This window comes from Mesorhizobium helmanticense, assembly GCF_003034915.1.
GTDB lineage: Bacteria > Pseudomonadota > Alphaproteobacteria > Rhizobiales > Rhizobiaceae > Mesorhizobium > Mesorhizobium helmanticense.
Map to the genome: position 1 here is coordinate 1 of NZ_PZJX01000071.1, position 19,027 is coordinate 19,027.

Sequence of the window (19,027 nt, forward strand, 5' to 3'; positions counted from 1 at the left end):
GCGGGTACATGGTTTTGAATATACCTGGCTCGACAGCAAAGAGGGCGTGAGACAAGAGGACGCCAACTGCAGCCAGCCCCCTCAACCCCTCTAAAGCAATAAAACGCCCAGATCCGGCCTGCCCTGCCGCCATTGCGTTCATGGATACTCTGCCCCTGATGATGCGCCGGTTTCGACTTGGTCTTCCTACAAAGTCCACGCTCGTGAACGTGAGCTGGAAAGCACGGGACATTGGCTTTCCTGCGCTATGCAGCATCATGACGGATGGGTAAACTTGATTGTTTGGATATAATGCATCCATGGGATGGATATGGGGGCCATGCCCACCGGCGACAGCCGGTCCTGGATCTGAAACTCGGCCTGATCGTGCGAGAGACAGTAGAGCGCCTGAAGCACCATGATCTTCAACATCATCACCCGTATCAAAGGGCGGCCGTCCGCCCTTGGCGCTATCGGAGGCGGCGAAGCCGGTTGGCCGGGGCCGCCTGAGCCTTGCGAAGAAAAAGCGGGCTCTGTTCACGAGCACCCAGCACGCGCCGTCAGGCGCGCGGGCGTCATTAAGTGCCGGCAGGCTGCCGTTTGCCGGATGCCTGGACGCCATGCCTTGCGCTGCGGTTTTATCAGCTCGCAGGACTTAACGCCGGTGTCCCCGCGAGGCGTGCCTCTGTGCCAACCGCTTGCACCTGAAATCTGCTTAGCTGTTCGGCGCCTTCGACCGCATGCCGCCACTCGGCACGCCGCCTGGCGAGCGAATTTTCGAGGTCTTGATTCCACTGGCGACGTTTTGGCGGAAATTCCCAACATGGGGTCACGGAGACGCGGGCAGCAAGGCCTGTATCGCAAGAGACTGGATCGGCAGCCATGACCTCCCGAGAGCGCAGCGACATGGCTTGGCACTGGCATCAGCTGATCATCGACCATGCGGACGACCTTGCTGCCATTCTCACTGCTGAGATGGGCAAGCCGCTTGCCGAAGCCGGCTCGGAAGTCTCTCACGCTGCTTGCGATCTGCAATGGGACGCCCGAAGAGGCCAAAGCCATCTATAGCGAGACGATCTCCCTGCCCTCGACGGGCCAGCGCATGCTGGCGGTCAAGCAGCCGATCGGCGTTGTTGGCACCATCACGCCGTGGAATTTTCTCGGCCTCGAGGGTTGCGCGCAAGAGCTCGCCGGCGCTGGCGTCCCGCTGCGCGGTCATCCTCAAACCTGCCGAACAGACGCCGCTTGTTGCAGGCGCAATGGTTGCACTCGGCGCGGAGGCCGGCTTTCCCGAAGGCGTCGGCAACCTGATCTGTGCCTGCAAAGGCGATGCCGTCGGCCGCAAGCTGATTAGCCGATGAACTTGATCCACAGGCGCTTGAACCATGCGACGATGGCCTTGAGCCCCTTCGGCCGGGTGCCGCGCTTGAGAAGGCGGTCATAGGCGCGGCCGGCTTCGATCTGCTTTTGATGAGGTGTAACGGAAATGACTGGAATGGGTCTATCATCGGTCTTGGAGCAAGGGCGTCTCGCACAATTTGGCTGACCTGGGTCAGCTTGTTCGGCGTTTGGTGTTTCGCGGACGCTCTGCTGACGTCGGCTGGTTTTCGCGATCCTCGGTGGTCAATTGCTGCGGACCGACAACGGACTTGCGGCCACCTGCAATGGGCAACTTCATCTGCGGGTCACGTCGAACCTCTTCCGGCGTCGGACGACGACGTGGCCTTCTTGTCTTCAGACCGGATTTGGCGTGCTCGTTGAATGCCTCACGCGCCAGATTGAGTTCTAGGAGATTCGCCAGAGCTTGATCTTCAGAGATATCTGTAGGCCACCCGTAGGCTCCGGCAACGGCGGCATCCAGGTCCGAGTGAGCGTCGACCAACCACTGCGGACGCCGGTTGTAGAGGTTGGTCAGGGCACGCTCGCGGAGGATCGCGTGCGACACGATGTCCTTCGGAAGGATTTGATCCGGATAGCCGGGCACGACCTCGGGCTTGATCTGGACAAGGTCGCTCGGGTTGAGCCACGCGTTTCGTAAGTCATCAAGCCTCTTGGCCACCTGTGATATGGCGATGGCTCGTGAATCCTTTTCATATCGGACTGCTGGGATATCCGGCGTGAGGCCCTCAGGGAACGGGAAGGTCTCGAATACCCCCGCACTACTGTAGGTTGGATCATTGCCGACGCCGTGCCACGAGCAAGTTCCGAAGCTCCAAGCCTCATGAAATCGGGAGTGAAGAATCCCGAAAAAGACATCGTCTGACCGAGAAAACGCGAAGATGCGGGAGTCGGGCACTATCGCTTGATCAAGCCACACGAATGTCCGATGCTTTGCGACGCGAGGTGTTGCCCTGTAACGCGAGTGACCCTGCAAGGAAGCGTGAAAAGCCGGTCTCGGCTCCACGTGTCGCCACCAACGCTCGCGGTAGGCATCACGCCTGTTCTTTGAGCGCTCCGGAAATACATGCTCTCTAATGTGCTGGAACGGCGCCTCGTAGAGGGCAGCCTCCTGCTCGGACATCTCCCAGCCGAAATCCACAATCCACATGTCGCGGCCGCGGCGAGTGACGTCCATTCCATTGCGCCATGGACGGAGCACATCTGAGTTTGGCCTACCGTTGGGATTCATCGGCATCGAGAGCCAGGCCCGCGCCAAGCTACCCGGGACGTCGAAGGCACCGCCCTTCGTGTCGCCCATGAACGCTACGTTCTGGTTTTCAGACAGCCTGCGCGCCTTGGTCAAGTCGGTTACGCCGGCGGTAAGATCTGCGTTTATCTGTACAACCGTCCTCCCATCGAGGCACAACGGGTCCTCGCCGTGGCCGAAGCAGATTAGGGATACTCGTACGGCTGCGCCATCGACGACCCACGGCTCGTCACTCCAGGCTTCGAATAGCCGGCTTTCGGCGATGATCCGATCCAACACCCTTCTGTTCGCTCCACCGCGTATGGAATTCGTCGTGACCAGACCCACTCGACGCGTTCGATCTGCTGCGACAGCGGCGCGGGATTTCTCCACCCAATAGCAGACGAGATCAGCCTCGCGAGAGACGCGCCCATCGTACACATCGAAAAGGCGATCAACCGTTGGATCGCCCAAGGCTTGCCGCATCAAACGCACGCCGACAAACGGCGGATTTCCTACGATGAATTCTGCTTCTGGCCATTCTGCTTCAGCATCTTCCGAGACTGGTTGCAGTGCAGCAAGAAGGTCTCCTTGTGCGTCACGAGCTGTATCAACGTCTTGGGCCTGCCTGACCAAGGCGTCTCGCCTTTCGATTGCATCTACCTTGCGTAGGATTGGTATCGATTTCGAGCGTATCCCATTCTTGATCTGCCACTGAATGTCTCCGATCCAGATGGTCGTGCGTGCAAGCTCGGCCGCCATCATGTTGATTTCGATGCCGCGCAGGATTTCAGGCCCTACGAGCGGAAGCTGAGCGGGCATGCCGAGCATCTCGCAGTCGAGGTTGGCGCGGTGTTCGATATCCTTCACACCCTGGAGAGCGAGGTATAGGAAGTTCCCAGACCCGCATGCCGGATCCAGGATGCGGAGCTTTCGCAGCCGTTCCGTGAACCGGGACCGTACTTCGGCGGCCGCTTCCTCCCGCGTCATCCGGCGGGATTGCTGCCTGCGCATTGGCGGCTTGCGATTGCCATTCAGGAGTTCGACAATCTCCCGCCTTGCTTGTTCCCATTCCTGTCTCAGAGGCCTCAGGATGACCGGATCGACAAGACGCATAATTTTTTCTGGATCGGTGTAGTGCGCGCCGATCTGGGCGCGTTTTTCCGGGTCCAGAAACCGCTCGAACAGAGTTCCGAAAATCGTCGGATCGATGAGGCCCCAATCGAGGCTGTCTGCGGCGACAAGCAAACCAATGTCACCGTCATCGAGCCGTAGCGCTCGGCGACCATCAAACAGGCCGCCGTTGAACCATGTGATGTCGGTCAGGTCGAACTCGCCGCCGCGCTCCATTGCTTCAAACAGCTTGTCGAGGTAGCTCATGGCTCGTTCAGGAGCACGGGCCGATCGCTTCAGGAGCTTCGTGAACAGGCCATCAGGCAGCAGGCTGACACTCTGGGCGAAAAAGCAGAAGACCAGCTGATTTACGAAATGAGCAATCTCATCTGGTGTGCCTCGCCCCTGAACGCGGAGTGCGATCGTGGAAAACTTGTCTGCTGCCTCCTTGGTGACCGCCGCGCGTGTTCGGGTCGGCCTCAGCTTTTCCGGGCTGAAGAAGACGTTGTGCAACATCTCACGCGCTGAAGGTTCCGCCAGGTCATCTAGGGTGATCACGTATGTGGACGGAACGGTGTTCGTCCAAGCGGTATGGATGCGAAGGCGTTCGATGTCGCAAACGATGAGTAGCGGCGGGCTCAAAAGCGCCGGCGCGTATCGCATCAACTGGAGGAGGGCCTCGTCGAGGTTTCCCTTCTTACGCTTGTACTCCCATGCGAAGTGACCCTTCTTCCAGACGTCAGCAAAACCTTTACCCCCTCCGAGCTTGTTCGCACCTTTCTCGAACGCGAACAACGCGCCGGTCGGGTCCTCATCGCTCGGAGACGGATGGCCGACCAGCGAGCAGATATCGAGGAAGTGTTCTTGAGCTGCCTGCCGCTCGCCAAGTTCCGACTTCCTCCACTTCTTGATGAAAGCAGCAGGCGTTATGGGCGTGAGCCCTGCGGCACCCAGACTCATTACACATCCCCTCCGACACAGTCATCGGACCCGGCAGAAGAGGTTGCCAATAAAACTCTGATTATTGGTTAATATTAGTCACCGATGCATCAATAATTGCCTCGCCCTGACCTATTATTGTGTAGCATCAGAAATAGGGGACACCATGCATTGTGGCAGCGGTGATCACACGACTGGAATGCATTTCCTGGTTTCCTGAAGCGCTTTCCATTCGACTTCCGGCGCGGAAAAAACGCGTCAGCGAGCGCCCGACTAATTAAAGCGCGGCGCGCTGGCACTGGACCGCGGCAGTTTGCGGGCTTTCTACTCGTGTTCCGGTGGATGGCAACCCACGCTTTGGCTCAACATGGTTTGCCTATTAATTGCCTTCGTGATGCCCCTCGGCGGCCAGCTTCTGCTTGCTCTTGCGTACTCGGATCTCGATACGACGCCTTTCTGGAGCGTCGCCTGACTGAGCTCCATCCGTGAGGCGATCATCCGGCAGGATCAGTTGGCCGCCTGACATGGGTAGGATGTTCAAATGATCAAACGCCGGTATCTTTTTCAGAACGGACGCGACGGATATCGCTCGCGCGAGGCCTAGCCCGGCATTATCACCCGGCTCCATTTCGCTGACGCTCTCATCCCCAGAGAGTACGCGCCCCAGAACGAAGTCCATGTTCGACTGCCTCGACAATCGCTGCTCGTCAGTGTGGCCAATGACCTCGACGACATCGACATCGTATTTTGCGACGATATCGGCAATCTGCTCGGCAATAGCGCCCTCAAGCTTGGCCTTAAAGGCCGGTTTGAGTTCGGCACTGCTGACTTCGAAGGAATAGCCCTTGGCTTCGCTCAGATTGATGATCGGTGGCAGATCCTTAGGCTGCCGTGTCGTTTCAGCGAGTTCCTTTTCGGCTTCAGCCAGCTTCCGTTCGGCTTCGGTCGCACGATGATCTGCTGAGACTAGCTTGCGTACGTCGTCGGCTGAGAGATTGTTGTCTCGGACCGCGACTGTGGCTTCCGCCAGCTGAACTGCTTCGTCGGCCGACAGTCCCTTTTGCTCGATCTGCTCGATCGCTTTTTTGGCGAGGACGAGCTTTCGCCATTCCTCATCAGGCACTTTGTGCCCAGTGAAGCGCTCCATGAGCTCGGCAACCTGGGCCAGCAGGTTCTTGTTCTCCTGCTTGAGTTGCTGAATCACTGCTTCGCTGCGGGATACCCTTTCAAGGGCAGTTTCCAATTCGGCCTTCTTCTTTGCGACAATGGCGCCTGCAACCAACAGCAGGCAGAAGACGAGCAGGAGCATCGTTTCGGCCATGGTGAGCCCGAGGATCAAGCCGCGGGCATAGCCTTTCTTTTCGTAGCCGACCGAAGCTCCGCCGGGTTCGTTCAGCGCCACCATCTCGGCCTCGGCTGGACTTTCTCCACGATCGGCTGGGAGGCCTGCTGCCCGGCATCAGCGCCGTTGGCTGTTGCCGTTGCGCCTGGCTTCTCACCCTGCGCAGTTGCCGCCGAAATGGGGATGAAGATGGGAGGTTCAACAGACGGTTCATTGGCGTGCACAGGTGCAACCGGAGGAATTTCGTGCGGGACGGACACACGATCGCGATCGAGGATGCGGGATAGCAGGTTCGTCGTACTGGCGTTTTGCTCAGCCTGCTTCTCAAGCCTCTCCAGGAGAAGCTTCTGATGCGCCGCCATCCTCAAGACGGTATCCGAAAGCTTGTCGGTCCTTTCCCCCTGCTCTTTGGAAAGCGCCTCAGCCCGCTCGGTGAACCTTCCGACAGACGCTGCAAGCACCTTGAGAACTGTGACGACATCCGTCTTGAGGACCTCGTCCGGAATAACCACGTTGGCGAGCTTCCCGGCAACTATGTCGGCCTGCGCCTCGAACTTCGAGATCGTGCCAGCCATGGAGGCATTCGCCGTGTCGAGCGACGCTGCGACTGTGTCGACCTTTTCAGCGACACCTGAAAACCTGCTTTCGATACGGCCGAACGTGTCATCGAGGCTTTTGGCTATCTTCTCCGAAGTCTCCTGGACGGGCTTTATCGCTTTGGCGGCCATACCCTCGAAGGCCTGTCGGACCTGATCGCCGTTCTTCTCTGCCTGTCGGGCTATTTCCTTCTTCCAACATCTGATTGCAAACCCGGCGGAAGTCGGCGAACTCACGCGCTACGCTTTCCATCTCGGTGCGCACGCGACGTGTCATGTCCGCGAGCTCGTGACGGGCAGCCCGTTCCACGTCGGCGGGATCGCGTCGGACCTGATTGTGGAAGATGCGCAGCGCGATGCCTGTGATGGTCGACGTCACGGCAATGCCGAAATTCCTGACGATTTCGTCGGTCGATGCGTCTGTGCCGAACTGGTAAAGCGAGGTGCCCAGGCTGGAGAGCGTGAACAGGAAGCCCATGTAATAGAGGTTGTCACCTGTCTGCTCGTCGTGAACGCGCAACTTCCCGACGTACCAGGAAAACGCGAAGTAGCCGATCATGATGCCGATCGGCACCGTTGACGAGATAACGGGACTTATGCCGGCGGTCTTTGTGACGGCGATGAAAACGCACCCGCCTACCGTCAGCGCGATATAGAAAGCCTGCGGGAAGATCCACGTATCGAGGAAGGATTGTCTACGCGCGGCCATGGGTTACATCCCTTCCAGCTTTGTAAAGTCGCTGAGATTGCCCCCGTTCTCCGAAAACCACTGCGTCCAAAAATTGGCGTGGTCGACGGACGGGAACTTCCTTTCCGGCCTGTTGAAATAGAGAATGGTTACATCGGCGCCGAGAAGATCGGTCCTGAAGCGCGAATTCGCTGGGCTTTTCTTGAAGGCGTTGTAGTCGGCGCCCGCTTTGTATTGGGAATAGGCGGGCGTGTTCTCCATCATGTCCGACACGAGGACCAACCGTTTTGGAACATTGTCGAACATGCCGTTGTCGAACAGGCTGAGCTTCAGTTTCTGGATGCCAGCCATGATCGGCGACTGATCAGCCTGGCTATCCGCCGGCAAGTGCTCCGGCAGTTCCTTGAGGGGCTTGTCGAAGGCCTCTTCCCAGATTCTCTGATGCTTTCCGGGATTGCTGGTCCAGACGTCAACCGTTGAGCCGTCTCCCGGATTGCATCGCGCGTACAGCTCTTTCAGGTCGCCAGGTACCGCTGTCAAGGTGCCAACCCAGAGGTAGCCGCCTTGCTTGATTGAGCCGGCAATCTGCCTGAATTTGTTGGCAAGATCCTCCATGGTCGCCTGCGGGACGGGATCAGAGGTGTCAAAAAGAACAGCGGTGACGCTGTTCGGTCCCGCCTTTGTCGGGCAGCCCGTCTTTGCGTCTGTTTCCACCACGTCCCGGGCCTTTACGTTGAGCCAGACGTAGCCGGAAAACATTGCGAGCGAGGCAAGTCCAAGCAGGATTGCTCCGACAATCGCTCCAACGCCTTTCCCGCGCGAGCTCCCTGCCCTGCGACGGCTTCTAGGCCGGGCCATCGAGCGTCTCCGGATACAGCTTGTCGAGGTCGCGATACTTTTCGATCCCGGACTCGCATTCCTTGCCCACCTGCAGCATCTGCTCGTTCAGCGCCTGCTGGGCCGCGGCAATTGATGAAGCAAGATCGCTATCCTTGATCTCACCATCGTTTTGGACAATGGGCTTGGTCTTTTGGAGTTTAAAGGGCTGGGAGAAGTGTTTTGGAGCGGGAGTTTTGCGCGCCCGAATGTTTGCTTCGCGGTATTTTGAAAGCAGCTGGTTGCAACTCCTCTCGAGCTGCTCTTGATGTTCATTGAACAGAGCCAAAAGCCGCGCACGGCTGGATAGGATTGCCGCGTGTTCTCTTCTACGGCTGCTTAGCCCCTTCAAGATGTCTTCGACCTTGGTATTGTGGTCGTCGCGCAATTCGATGAGGCGGTCTATGAGGTCGGCTTTGGTATCGGTGTAATCCTGCCGCCTCTCCCGGCGCCTTTTTTCCACGCCGGCATAACCTGGATATGGATCGAGAACGAACCAGCCGTCGATGAAGGCGATGATAGAAAAGAGCAGACCGACCAGGAAGAGCATCCACGATCTCACCTCCTCAAGCCCGAGCGGGTTATGGAGCATTCTCTGGACCGCAATGTTGCCAGCTCCGTCGGCGAGCGTTCCGCTGACCTCACGATAGTGCGCAAGCAGCAAGTTGATCCCGAGTGCAATAGCGGCATAGAGCAGGATGAAAACGGTTCCGACAAGCTTCCCTCCCCAAGACCGATGGGTCACCCAGCGCACGCAGAAGATGGCGAAAATCAACGCGGACACGATATTCACGAAGGAAAAGGCGAATGCTTCCGTGGCACCACCGAGGAAGCCTTGGTCGTTGCCCTTGGCCAGAAAGGATCCGTTGAGATACGTCTCGACCAGCAGGAGGAAAATAAGGAGCGCCACCCTGAAAAGATGGGCTGTTCCTTGCTGCAGTCTGGCAACACGGTCCAGGCGGTGGTTCTTGCGGAAGCTGGAAAGCTCCCTGGTTGCCTCGTGAAGGTCGGTTCGCTTGGCGTGAAGGGTATCCAAACCGACCGCTATTTCTCCCTTGAAGTCGGACAGGCTTGAAGAATTGGCCTGCTGAAGGAGGCCGAACTGCTCCTCAAGGCCCAGGTTCGCAACGCGGCCGGAGAAGAGGTGAAGCTGATCCTCCAGGATCTGGTGGGCCGCCTTTTTCTCATCCTGCACCCTTTCGACGATGGAGTGTTCGATCTCGTCGAAGGTCTTCGACGAGGACGATGGCTGGTCTTTTTCGCCATGCGCCGTTCCCTGACCGTCGAGGTCCATGTCCCGGGCAATCTTTTCGACATTGAGACTCGGGAAAATGTCTGCCCCCACCCTATAGTCGTGGTTCGCTTCCATTATCCGATTGCGCAGCTTCTCGAGCGCTTCAAACCTCGCAGCCAACGTCTTTACCCCTACGATCGAACCCCGGAAAAAACATGCTTGCGGCACGCCGCGCGCTTCATCGCGCAGCAGTCCCGCAATCGGCGTCTGTCATATCCGGCTTGCCCCACCCAGCAGAATGCAAAAAACCCATTCTGAATGTGCTCGATAGTACATCGACGCGCTGCGTGCAAACTAAAGAAGTGGTTCGGCCTCCGGAGCGATTCCTTGCAACCAGCGCGGCCGGCCATGGTCTTTCGCATCGCGTACTTTGAGGCCGCTACCTTTTGCTCCAGTTCGCAAGAGTTATTGACACACTGTGTTGACGCGATCGATCAGCTCCCGGCCATACAGAAAGATTCTCAACCCTTGTCACCCGCCAAACCTAGACCAGCGCCAAATTTGATAGCATTCTAGTGATGGGGAGAATGGCTTGGACAAATCTCGCTACAAAAATCGCTCGCGTCAGGGGCGCAAGGGCAATGGCGTGGGTCGATCACGCGCCTGGCGTCGCGCAAGCGTGCCGTTGGGCCTGGTCTTTCTGACAGTGGCTGCCGCTGCCGCCTTAGCCACGCAATCAGCCATGCAGCACACCGACCGAATACCAGACATTGGCGTTTCGAACTGGTTCGGGTCGAGGCCGGAGCCGATCGCCGGCGTCGCGTCCGTTATCGATGGGGACACGATCGAAGTCCATGGCCAGCGGATCCGCTTTAACGGCATCGACGCGCCGGAGAGCAAGCAGTACTGCAGCGACGCCAAGGGATTCGACTATCCCTGCGGGCGCCGCTCAGCCGACGCACTGGACGCATTTCTAGCGGCCTCCAGGCCGGTGCACTGCACCTTCGTAACTTGGGACCGATATCACCGGTTTGTCGGTGATTGCCAGCGCGCGGATGGCGTCAGCGTCGCCTCCTGGATGGTCGAGCACGGCCAGGCTCTGGATTGGCCCCGCTTCAGCCACGGGGCGTATTCAGCGCAGCAGGCGAAGGCGGAGGCCGCGAAACTCGGTCTTTGGGTCGGAACGTTTCAGGCACCCTGGGAATGGCGGGCTTTGCCCGCCGGCGATGCGAGGCCGTCGAGCCAGCCGCTTGGCATCATCAGCCGCTCACAGGTAGCGCAAAGCTTTTCATGCCAACCGCGGCGGACATGCTCGCAAATCAGCTCTTGCGACGAAGCCCAATGGTATCTCAACAACTGTCCATGGGGTGGCAAGCTGGATCGCGATGGCGACGGAATTGCTTGCGAGACACTCTGTTGATGGCGCTGGATAAGAAGCGGCCACAGATGCAAACGCCGTAAAGGCGGAGGGATGAGAGAGATGGTGTTCTTTGCAACAATCGGACTTCTTATCATCGCTGTGAGCATCCCCATTGCCGCCATGTACGCCTGCGGACAGTTTGTCGGACAGAAACCGCCACACGCGCTGTTTAAGATGGCCGTGATGTTGGCGGTGGGGTTAGGCCTGTTCTCAGCCGTGGTAGGCGCAATGCTCTACGCGCGCGCCGGCGGCATGACTGTTTCCGAGTGGGTGATGCTGGCGTGGGTTGCCGGATCTGCCGTTACCGGCCAGATCGCCTTGCAGGAATTGCTTGGCCGCAAGCCTCTTTCGTCGCCCGCAACTGACTGACAGTTTCAATCCGCTGACTCCTACTTGCCGTGGGTCGTGATCGGTGAGGCCTGATGCCGTTGACCCATCGCCACAGCACGCCATTGCATCGCGAGCGCAATAAAGCCCGCGAGGGTTAGCGCGCCAAAGATTGTTGGCTCAAGGCCCGGCAGCACCGTCGCGCTGCCGATACACGGCTTGTCGAGCCCCTTGTCAAATTCAGTGCAGATACGAGCGGGATCGTTCAGCGTCCGGAGTTCCGACCAATCCCAAAGGCTCGCGCCTGGGTCCTTCTTGCCGTCGTTCAGCATTACCGTCGCGGAGAGAAACGTACACCAGAAATAGACCAGCGCGATCGCGGGCAGCACAGAGAAGACCACAATCATCGCGCCTTGATAGACGCGGCCTTCTCGCGAGCCCGTCTCGATCGCGTCGAAGCCGACAACCGGTATCCGCGCATGCCAGTGCGAGCCGCTGCGTAGGGCATAGACCCGTCCAATGAGTGAGGTTAGGGCGAGCAAAATCGAACATATCGGGATTGCGATCATTACTGCAGGCACCCTCGCCTTCATGACCAGCTTTGCACCGAAAATCTCTTCCCCGCCTTGCGCGACCACCCAAGAATTCAGGGCGTAATAGAGAAGGAGCGCACTGACCACAAACCAAACCTTGCTAAGCTGGGATTGCGTCATTGGCACCCTCTTGTTCGTTATGAATGGCCGCGGCTCGCTTGGCAGATAGGCTACTGACCTACCAAATCAGCTGATAGCGCCATATCGAAATTCATTTTGAGGCGGGCACTGGCAATCAGATTTTCCGGCCCGACAGTGATATCCAGAAGTTCAATCGACGGAGTGTCAGCGGAAATCTTCAACCCCGGAAGGTTGGTATTGTGAACGGCCTTCAAGATCTCATCGGACGCGTCGTTGATCTGCTTGTTGAGATCGACTTTCGAATGAGCCTCTAAATCTGCCAGGATCTGGGTTTCGAACAGGGATTGTGCAGCCTTCCAGAAGGCGTTGTCCAGGACGGTCGCGAAATGCAATTCATTGATCGAGATCGCTGTGCCAGTTTTCTCGACGCGGGGTACCCCTGAGAGGTAAACCCAGCCGGTCGTATTCAGGAACTCGCCCGGCAGCTTTGCCTGTACCTTCAAGCCAACCACGACAGAGCCAGCGCTCGGATAGAGGTCAACATCCTCGACCTTCACATCGACGGCGCCTGCCGGCGTCTGCTGCTGGAAGTCGTGACCCTTAAGGTTCTTTGACAGCTCGTCCAACAGTAATCCATAGGGAGCAGCTGCTTGCACGGTGATGTCGGCCTGACTTCGATCAGCTGATGTTTTGCCCAATGGCGGCAGAGACAGGGACTGTGTGGCAACTGGCTCTGCGGCAAGACTGGTCTTTGCCGCGACACGCACGGTCATCTTCATGCCTTGCGCTTCACCGACCAGGCCCGAAAAGCTCGCCGCTGTGGGGACGATGTTGAGATAGACAGGCGTGTTGTCCGGGCGGTCGATCTTGATCGCAATGGCGTGCCATTGGGCCTCAACTTTTGACCGAAGCGCATCACAAGGCAGAGCTTTGGCGATGGCATCCTGTATCTTGGCGCGGTGGTCATTGATCTGGCCGTTCAACACGTCAGCCAGTCCCAGATTGATTGGCCCTGCGCAGACTTGGGGGTGCCCCAGGTTTCCAAAATCAAAGCCGAGACAGTTTTTGCCCACGACTTCCACCGAAGCACTGCTCACCCATCTGCCGGTCGGGGTTCCCGAGAGCACGGGGCACCACTTATCGTTCATGTCGAACTGCAGATCGACGCCGGGGACCAGCCGAGCTTCGAAGTTCTTTCCGGAAAGCGAAAGCAGTTTGGCAAGGTCGCCATCTACGCCGGCCTGACCGCTGACAAACAGCGGCTGTTCGACGTGAACGCCATTGCCCGCCTGGGCCACAACAAGAGGGCCATCTCTTGCGATGTCAGCATGCCAATGAAAGTCGGCGCATTGGTTCGTAGTGCCAAGGCTCGGAGCGGTAATATCCGGCACCTCAGCGCAAACACGGACACCGATCCAACGGCACTCAGTATGATGTCCCACGTGTCCGGGATTAATATGAGGAATACCGACACATCCGATTTGACCATCTCCTTGCACTGGAACGGATTGCGGTATCTTCGATTGGGCTGCTTGCACTAGCGTCTCATACGGGATTTGCGCCACCAGCGTGAGAACGCTGTCCGACACGGGTGCCGGCGGCACATCGGCAGTGCCACCATGGATTGGCGCCTGGAAGAGATTTTTTTCGCAGCCCGAAACGCCAACCAAAATGAGAAGGACCGGAACGAACCGACGAGCGGCGGCAGCAAAGTGAGCGACACGCAACTTCGTGTCCGGTCTGGTACGCGCTGTCATGGACGTCTCCCCCAAGAATGCTCTGCACCCGTTGAAGCGGCGGCACTGAAAATCACCGCTTTGTGATCTCTACGTGATCGAATGACTTCAGGTGCCCCTATGCGCAGGCAGGCGCCGAAGCTCCTGCCGCTAAAGACAACCGAACAAGCGATCCCGCCCTAGGAACTTCGTTGAGAAATCTATTCTTCACATTGACCGCACATTACTCTTTGTTGCATAGTGACGTAAGAGGCTGTTTGGATTCTTTTTAGAAATTGATAGAGGAATAGCGGGTCAGAATGGCCTGCGTTTGCAAATATGTTAGCCGCTTAAATATGACGCATTTGAACTATTCACTCGCCTGGAGATTAAATCGTTTAATGTCAAATCTCTCAATCCCTATCGTCAAATAGAATCTCATAGACTGTCTCTATTCCTTGGAGGGAGGAATCTACCATGGTTGCGACTAATTTGTTCGACGAGCGCCGCCGCGCGGTAATGATTGCGGCTGCAAAACGATGGAAAGCGCAGCCGCCAACGCCTGCGACGACGCAAGTGACGCCATCGGAACAGGCGCGCTACGACGCTCGCCGTTCGAGCTTTGATCAGGCGAGCGAACTGAAGGCACAAGGCCGTCTTCCGGTGTTCGTCGAGCGGAAGATGGGGCCTACCCTTGACTGGTACACCTTGCCGCCAGACGATGCTGCCCGAGCCGCTGGCCGGCCGGTCGCCCGCATCGTGGCCAACGTCGATCCGAAGGTCGACCCGGTCGGGTTTGCGACCGGGTTCATGGTTTCACCTAACGTTCTTCTGACAAACTGGCATGTGTTTCCGGATCCCGGCTCGGTACGAGGAACCGGCGCAAATTTTCTTCATGATGAGACGGCATCAGGTGTCGCCCGCGGCATCATTTTCGAGTTTGATCCGGACGCCCTTTTCTTCTCGGCGGAGGATCTCGATTTCGCGCTCGTCGCGGTGAAGCCGAAGGCAATCACCGGCGAGCTTCTCTCCTCTGTCAACTTCCTGGCGATCAATGGATCGCGGTCAAAGATCCTGCCCGGGATGCCTATCCGGATGATCGAATATCCTGATGGCGGGCCAAAACGCTATGCGATGGAGAATTGCCGGCTGCTCGAGCTGCGGGAGGACGGTTTCCTCCGGTACGAGACCGACACCGAGGAAGGATCGTCGGGCTCGGCCTGCTATTCGGAAATGTGGGAGGTCGTCGGTTTGCACCACGCCTCCATTCCAAAAATGCGTGGCAATACTATTCTCAATAAGGACGGTTCGGCATGGTCACCTGGCCAGCCGGATGACGGGATAGACTGGATCGCGAATGAGGGTGTGCGCATAAGTGCGTTGGTAAAGGCCTTCGGCGGGCTTGTACCGACCACGCCCGCCTCGAAGCATCTTTTGGACGAATTGCTGGCCAATACGACCGATCCTACCGATGAGGTCGCGAAGCTAGCGACGCCTCGCGCGCCAGAAGCCCTTAGTCCTGTGTTACCTGATCCCTCCAAAATTTTCGCAAACACGAAAGGAAACGTGATGGGCGGCGTTACCATGAATTTTTCCGGACCAGTGACGATTTTCGTTGGTAGCGGTGTGCCGGCATCACAGCTTCCACAGGCGACGGCCGCGGTCGCGGCAGACGAGGCGCTCGAGAAAGCACTGCGCTTCGACCCCAATTACGACGATCGAGAAGGCTACAACCCTGACTTTCTCGAAAACGATATCACCGTGCCGCTGCCTCGCATTTCGCAGGAGCGGGACCAGGAGATGTATAAGGAGAATGGCCAGATCGTCGTGCTCAAGTACCATCACTTCAGCCTGGCGATGAACGCTTCCCGGCGCATGCAGATGTGGTCGGCGGTGAATGTCGATTACGATGCATCGAAAAGGACCTCCAGCGGCCGCGCCTTCTTCGGTCAAGATCGTTGGGTGGTTGACCCGCGAATTCCCCAGAAATACCAGTTGGGCGATCCCGACATCTACGCGCCCGCCAAACAGATCGACCGGGGTCATATCGTGCGTAGGGAAGACAATGCCTGGGGTGATACGCCGACGGAAATTGAGTTTGCCAATTCCGACACGTTTCACTTCTCAAATTGCACGCCGCAGCACGCGGCCTTCAACCGCTCCCAACCGGGAAAGCAATGGCCGGGAGTTCAAGGCTTGTGGGGCGGTTTCGAAAACCACATTCAACGCGACTTGCAATCAGGTGACACGCGCGCCTGCATCATAGCGGGTCCGATCTTGAACCCGAACGATCCATCCGAAGATTTCGGGACCGGCCCGGTGCAGTATTCTCTTGTCTTTTGGAAAGTGGTTGCGGTCACGACGCGCGATACCAATGGGCGCCGGTCGCTACGCACCTACGGCTTCAGGCTTTCCCAAAAGGATGTCGTCGACCGGTTCGGAGTGGAATTCGCGCCCGGCGAGTATGCACGCTATCAAGTCGCCCTGTCAGCCATAAGCGATGAGGCCGGCGTTATTTTTGACGATGTTCTCTTGCGCGCCGATACCCACGCCGACGCGTAACGTGACACTCAGCGTGGCAGCGACGGCCAGCCGTCGCATGCTGTAGACGCTTCGGTCCAGAAGGCCGCCGCTCACGCGGCGGCTGCTTCGGAGGCGCTGAAGCGCAACAGATAGTCTACGGCGCGTTGCGCGTGCGCGGCGGCGGCGAAGATCGCCCGTTTATCGTCCTTCAGCGCGGCCGACTTCGACGCCCTCGCCTTCGAGCTCGACATCGGCAAATGGGAGATGAATCGCACGCACTGGGCGATCAAGGACGTCAACCTGCCGAAAGAACTGCATGCTGCGCGGGGCATTGCCTTGCCCTCGTGGACGCGGCAGGCCAGCCGCGCCGTCGACATCACCCAGCACCATTTCGATGTTGGTCTCTCGTTTCCCGGCGAAGCCCGCGGGCTGGTCGAGCAGGTGGCCCGCGAGCTCGAGGCGAGTCTCGGCCCCAACGCCTATTTCTATGACAACAACTACGTCTCCCAGCTTGCCCGGCCATCGCTCGACACCCTGCTGCAGGACATCTATCGCAACCGCTCCAAGCTCATCGTAGCCTTCATCGGCGCCGACTATCAGCGCAAGGACTGGTGCGGCGTCGAGTTCCGCGCGATCCGCGAAGTCACCATGGCTTGGGACGAGCAGCGCGTCATGTACGTGCGCGTCGACGACGGCGCCGTCGATGGCGTGTTCCGCACCGACGGCTACGTCGACGCGCGACGCTTCAATCCCGCCGAGATCGCCCAGTTCATCACCGAGCGCCTCGCCCTCATCCCCTAATCGTCGGTGAGCCAGCCCGACCGTCCGGCGGTCGACCATGACGTGACGACGCCTCGGCGCGCCGGGATCGGTGAGGCGCGGCGTCACCGAGACAATGGCGACCTTCCAGTCCGGCATGCCCGGCTGAGGCGCGGCCATGACACCGGACAGGACCGTCAGCCCGCGGCGCTCCAGCTCGGACACCGCGGCAAGAATGTCATTGTAGAGCTGGCGCCGCCCTCGCCCCGACGACAATGGCTCCTCGACGATGTCGGAGAGGATGAACGAGGCGAGATCGAGCCATTCGCCGAGATTAGCGATGTGGTCGTCATGGGTGTCGGGCACGCCGGGACGGTGGATGAGAGGCGTCGCACTTCGCGGCATCGCGGATGGCCTTGTGCGTCTTCATCGGCGACACCGCCACCGGTTCGAGATGGCCATACGCCTCGACGAGGTGTTCGGCCGCCTTGTCCGGACCGATCGGCAGGCGCGGCGTGGTGAACGCGCCCGGCGCGTGGCCGAGCGCTTGGGCGATGCGGTCGAGCGCCTCGTCGCTCACCTTCTCCGCGCGTTCGACGCGCTCGACCGTCGACAGCGAGACACGCGCGAAGTCGGCGAGCGTGGTGGCTTTCCACTGCTTGAGATGGCGACCCCAGCGCACCACCATGGCGACGAGCTCGATCGCCGGCGGCGTGGGCACATCGACCGGCTTGTTGGGCAATTCCTTAATCTTGTCGAGAAGTTCCTGGGCATTCATGGACGAGGTCTCCTTTCGTGCCCGCGAACATGCCTCAACTCCGCCGAGCAAAAGAGGTCGAAACGCCCTTCAGCACGCATCAGCTCCCGACGCATCCCCGCCGCCCGCGTCTCGCTGACGGAGCGCGCGGGCTCGGCCGGATTGGGGGCACCTGTCGGTTCAATCCCGCCGTTCTGTGCCACGCTTGTCAGCGCGTCGGCGGAGCAGATCGTCGTAGGTGACGATGTCCATCATATTCACATATTTCCGCTTGATCACCTCCAGGTCGAACGATTGGTTCTCGGTGAGCCCGCCAGTGCCGTCCGTTCGGCGATCGCGGCCGAGCAGAAGCAGCGCCTTGGGATTGGTCACCCGGATCTGGAGGCCGCCGGGAAGTGCTGACCCGTATCGCTTCGACAGTTCGCGCTCCCCCTCAACGCCCCATTTTGAGAGGTGGAACAGGTATTTCTCGGCCTGCATGATGGTGCCTGACAGCTCCTTGGTCGGAACGCTGTTGCCACGATAAATTCCTCTGCTCAGCAGAATGTCGTCAAAAGGCTTCTTGATCTCGATGACGTCGATGTTGCCGTTGGCGTCGACCACGCAAAGGTCGACGTATCGGTTCTTTCGCTTGTCCGGCGTCGAATAGAAGTCGGCGATCCGAACATTCTCCAACACCGCCACATATTTCGGGAACAGCAGTAGGATGACGCCGACGACCATCTTCTGCCACTCCTTCTCGGAGTAGCTTGCCGCCCTGGCGAGCCAGGAGGAGAGGGTCTCGCGCAGATAGACGAACTTGTCGATCTCGGCACGAAGCAGCTCATCCCGTCGCAAGGCCCGGCCGCGCGCACCGGCGTTCCGGCGATTCAGGTAGCTTTCGTAGTGATCGCGCGCGCTGGTCGCGCCGTCGAAGAATTCGCCGAGGATGGTCTCCACGCGCGCCGCGGCATAGCGGTCGACCTCGATGCTGTTCGGGAACCTCTCGAGCAGCTCGCCGAAGGCCTCGACGGCGATGCTGTCGACCCGGTCGCCGCCAACGACGATTTCGCTGCCGGGGTTCAGCTTTGCAATGCGCCGAAAGATGCTGATATTGCGCTCGGCGACAAAGACCTTCCGGTCCAGCGCGATCCCCTCCGCGACGATCAGCACATCGTTGTCGATCCCCAGGATCCGCCCGGGAATGCGGTGATATCCGTTTTTTGTGGTCGCGAACCGAAACCGATAGAGCGGTCGATCGTCCTCGTCCGCCTCGTCGTCGTGCGCGGCACCGTGCGCCGTCTCCGCCACGAGGTCGGAACTGCGGAAGAAGAAGACCCGGCTCAGCGTCACCTTGCCCGCCGCCTTGAGCTCCCGCGTCACCCAGGCATTGCCACCGAAGTGCGGTTCGTATTCGAGCGTCACGCCCTTGCTGCCGACCTCAAACGAAATCATCACACGTGCTCCTGCACTGGCTGCC

General features: G+C 58.9%; 13 protein-coding genes and 3 pseudogenes. 5 read left to right on the top strand and 11 right to left on the bottom strand.

The genetic code is table 11. The features are described 5' to 3' along the window. Positions 1-330 precede the first annotated feature (330 nt). A pseudogene (locus C9427_RS31990) lies at positions 331-445 on the bottom strand (transposase); the annotation flags it as partial. 253 nt (positions 446-698) lie between these two features. On the opposite strand from C9427_RS31990, the pseudogene C9427_RS31995 reads away from it, so the two are divergent. Then, positions 699-1,334 (top strand): annotated as a pseudogene (locus C9427_RS31995) (aldehyde dehydrogenase family protein); the annotation flags it as partial. 197 nt (positions 1,335-1,531) lie between these two features. On the opposite strand, the gene C9427_RS32000 reads toward C9427_RS31995, so the two are convergent. From C9427_RS32000 to C9427_RS32025, 6 genes are all read right to left on the bottom strand, one after another. Then, entirely contained in the window at positions 1,532-4,678 is a 3,147-nt protein-coding gene (locus C9427_RS32000) for a class I SAM-dependent DNA methyltransferase (RefSeq protein WP_208636449.1), read from the bottom strand. 358 nt (positions 4,679-5,036) lie between these two features. Beyond that, on the bottom strand, positions 5,037-6,062 hold the full coding sequence (locus tag C9427_RS32005) for an OmpA family protein (RefSeq protein ID WP_107652982.1): 1,026 nt from the start codon (positions 6,060-6,062) through the stop codon (positions 5,037-5,039). Further along, on the bottom strand, positions 6,050-6,727 hold the full coding sequence (locus C9427_RS32010; protein ID WP_146172628.1) for a hypothetical protein: 678 nt from the start codon (positions 6,725-6,727) through the stop codon (positions 6,050-6,052). Before C9427_RS32010 ends, C9427_RS32005 begins: the two co-directional genes overlap by 13 nt. Continuing rightward, positions 6,663-7,304, bottom strand: a complete 642-nt coding sequence (locus C9427_RS32015) for a hypothetical protein (protein ID WP_107652984.1) — start codon at positions 7,302-7,304, stop codon at positions 6,663-6,665. The genes C9427_RS32010 and C9427_RS32015 overlap by 65 nt, the downstream gene beginning before the upstream one ends. A 3-nt stretch (positions 7,305-7,307) precedes the next feature. Beyond that, positions 7,308-8,042 carry a hypothetical protein gene (locus C9427_RS32020; protein WP_051355517.1) on the bottom strand — a complete coding sequence of 245 codons (735 nt, stop codon included), beginning with the start codon at positions 8,040-8,042 and terminating at the stop codon, positions 7,308-7,310. 85 nt (positions 8,043-8,127) lie between these two features. Next, the gene (locus tag C9427_RS32025; protein WP_245437255.1) at positions 8,128-9,573 is read right to left on the bottom strand and encodes a hypothetical protein; all 1,446 of its coding nucleotides are present in this window, start codon (positions 9,571-9,573) and stop codon (positions 8,128-8,130) included. Positions 9,574-9,985: 412 nt separating this feature from the next. On the opposite strand from C9427_RS32025, the gene C9427_RS32030 reads away from it, so the two are divergent. Together C9427_RS32030 and C9427_RS32035 are read left to right on the top strand one after the other, a co-directional pair. Continuing rightward, the gene (locus tag C9427_RS32030) at positions 9,986-10,813 is read left to right on the top strand and encodes an excalibur calcium-binding domain-containing protein (RefSeq protein WP_245437256.1); all 828 of its coding nucleotides are present in this window, start codon (positions 9,986-9,988) and stop codon (positions 10,811-10,813) included. Positions 10,814-10,873: 60 nt separating this feature from the next. Further along, positions 10,874-11,182, top strand: coding sequence for a hypothetical protein (locus C9427_RS32035; protein WP_146172629.1), 309 nt, complete (start codon positions 10,874-10,876; stop codon positions 11,180-11,182). A gap of 20 nt (positions 11,183-11,202) precedes the next feature. Here the strand turns inward: C9427_RS32035 and C9427_RS32040 are convergent, their stop codons facing one another. Both C9427_RS32040 and C9427_RS32045 read right to left on the bottom strand, forming a co-directional pair. Further along, positions 11,203-11,853, bottom strand: coding sequence for a hypothetical protein (locus C9427_RS32040; RefSeq protein WP_107652987.1), 651 nt, complete (start codon positions 11,851-11,853; stop codon positions 11,203-11,205). 50 nt (positions 11,854-11,903) lie between these two features. Further along, positions 11,904-13,571 carry a DUF4403 family protein gene (locus tag C9427_RS32045; RefSeq protein WP_146172630.1) on the bottom strand — a complete coding sequence of 556 codons (1,668 nt, stop codon included), beginning with the start codon at positions 13,569-13,571 and terminating at the stop codon, positions 11,904-11,906. Between the two features lie 435 nt (positions 13,572-14,006). Here C9427_RS32045 and C9427_RS32050 point away from each other — a divergent pair, with 435 nt between their 5' ends. Both C9427_RS32050 and C9427_RS34325 read left to right on the top strand, forming a co-directional pair. Further along, on the top strand, positions 14,007-16,091 hold the full coding sequence (locus C9427_RS32050) for a DNA/RNA non-specific endonuclease (RefSeq protein WP_107652989.1): 2,085 nt from the start codon (positions 14,007-14,009) through the stop codon (positions 16,089-16,091). Between the two features lie 171 nt (positions 16,092-16,262). After that, positions 16,263-16,853: pseudogene (locus tag C9427_RS34325) on the top strand (toll/interleukin-1 receptor domain-containing protein); the annotation flags it as partial. A gap of 307 nt (positions 16,854-17,160) precedes the next feature. On the opposite strand, the gene C9427_RS32065 reads toward C9427_RS34325, so the two are convergent. After that, positions 17,161-17,589, bottom strand: a complete 429-nt coding sequence (locus C9427_RS32065; RefSeq protein ID WP_107652990.1) for a helix-turn-helix domain-containing protein — start codon at positions 17,587-17,589, stop codon at positions 17,161-17,163. 159 nt (positions 17,590-17,748) lie between these two features. Continuing rightward, the gene (locus C9427_RS32070; RefSeq protein WP_107652991.1) at positions 17,749-19,002 is read right to left on the bottom strand and encodes a Shedu immune nuclease family protein; all 1,254 of its coding nucleotides are present in this window, start codon (positions 19,000-19,002) and stop codon (positions 17,749-17,751) included. Positions 19,003-19,027: the final 25 nt, after the last annotated feature.

What these genes read in the sequence shown, in the direction of transcription:
- C9427_RS32040 (WP_107652987.1), bottom strand. Translation starts at nt 11,853, where the DNA reads ATGACGCAATCCCAGCTTAGCAAGGTTTGGTTTGTGGTCAGTGCGCTC.
- C9427_RS32000 (WP_208636449.1), bottom strand. Translation starts at nt 4,678, where the DNA reads ATGAGTCTGGGTGCCGCAGGGCTCACGCCCATAACGCCTGCTGCTTTC.
- C9427_RS32050 (WP_107652989.1), top strand. Translation starts at nt 14,007, where the DNA reads ATGGTTGCGACTAATTTGTTCGACGAGCGCCGCCGCGCGGTAATGATT.
- C9427_RS32045 (WP_146172630.1), bottom strand. Translation starts at nt 13,571, where the DNA reads ATGACAGCGCGTACCAGACCGGACACGAAGTTGCGTGTCGCTCACTTT.
- C9427_RS32005 (WP_107652982.1), bottom strand. Translation starts at nt 6,062, where the DNA reads ATGGTGGCGCTGAACGAACCCGGCGGAGCTTCGGTCGGCTACGAAAAG.
- C9427_RS32010 (WP_146172628.1), bottom strand. Translation starts at nt 6,727, where the DNA reads ATGGCCGCCAAAGCGATAAAGCCCGTCCAGGAGACTTCGGAGAAGATA.
- C9427_RS32035 (WP_146172629.1), top strand. Translation starts at nt 10,874, where the DNA reads ATGGTGTTCTTTGCAACAATCGGACTTCTTATCATCGCTGTGAGCATC.
- C9427_RS32020 (WP_051355517.1), bottom strand. Translation starts at nt 8,042, where the DNA reads ATGTTTTCCGGCTACGTCTGGCTCAACGTAAAGGCCCGGGACGTGGTG.
- C9427_RS32065 (WP_107652990.1), bottom strand. Translation starts at nt 17,589, where the DNA reads ATGAATGCCCAGGAACTTCTCGACAAGATTAAGGAATTGCCCAACAAG.
- C9427_RS32015 (WP_107652984.1), bottom strand. Translation starts at nt 7,304, where the DNA reads ATGGCCGCGCGTAGACAATCCTTCCTCGATACGTGGATCTTCCCGCAG.
- C9427_RS32070 (WP_107652991.1), bottom strand. Translation starts at nt 19,002, where the DNA reads ATGATTTCGTTTGAGGTCGGCAGCAAGGGCGTGACGCTCGAATACGAA.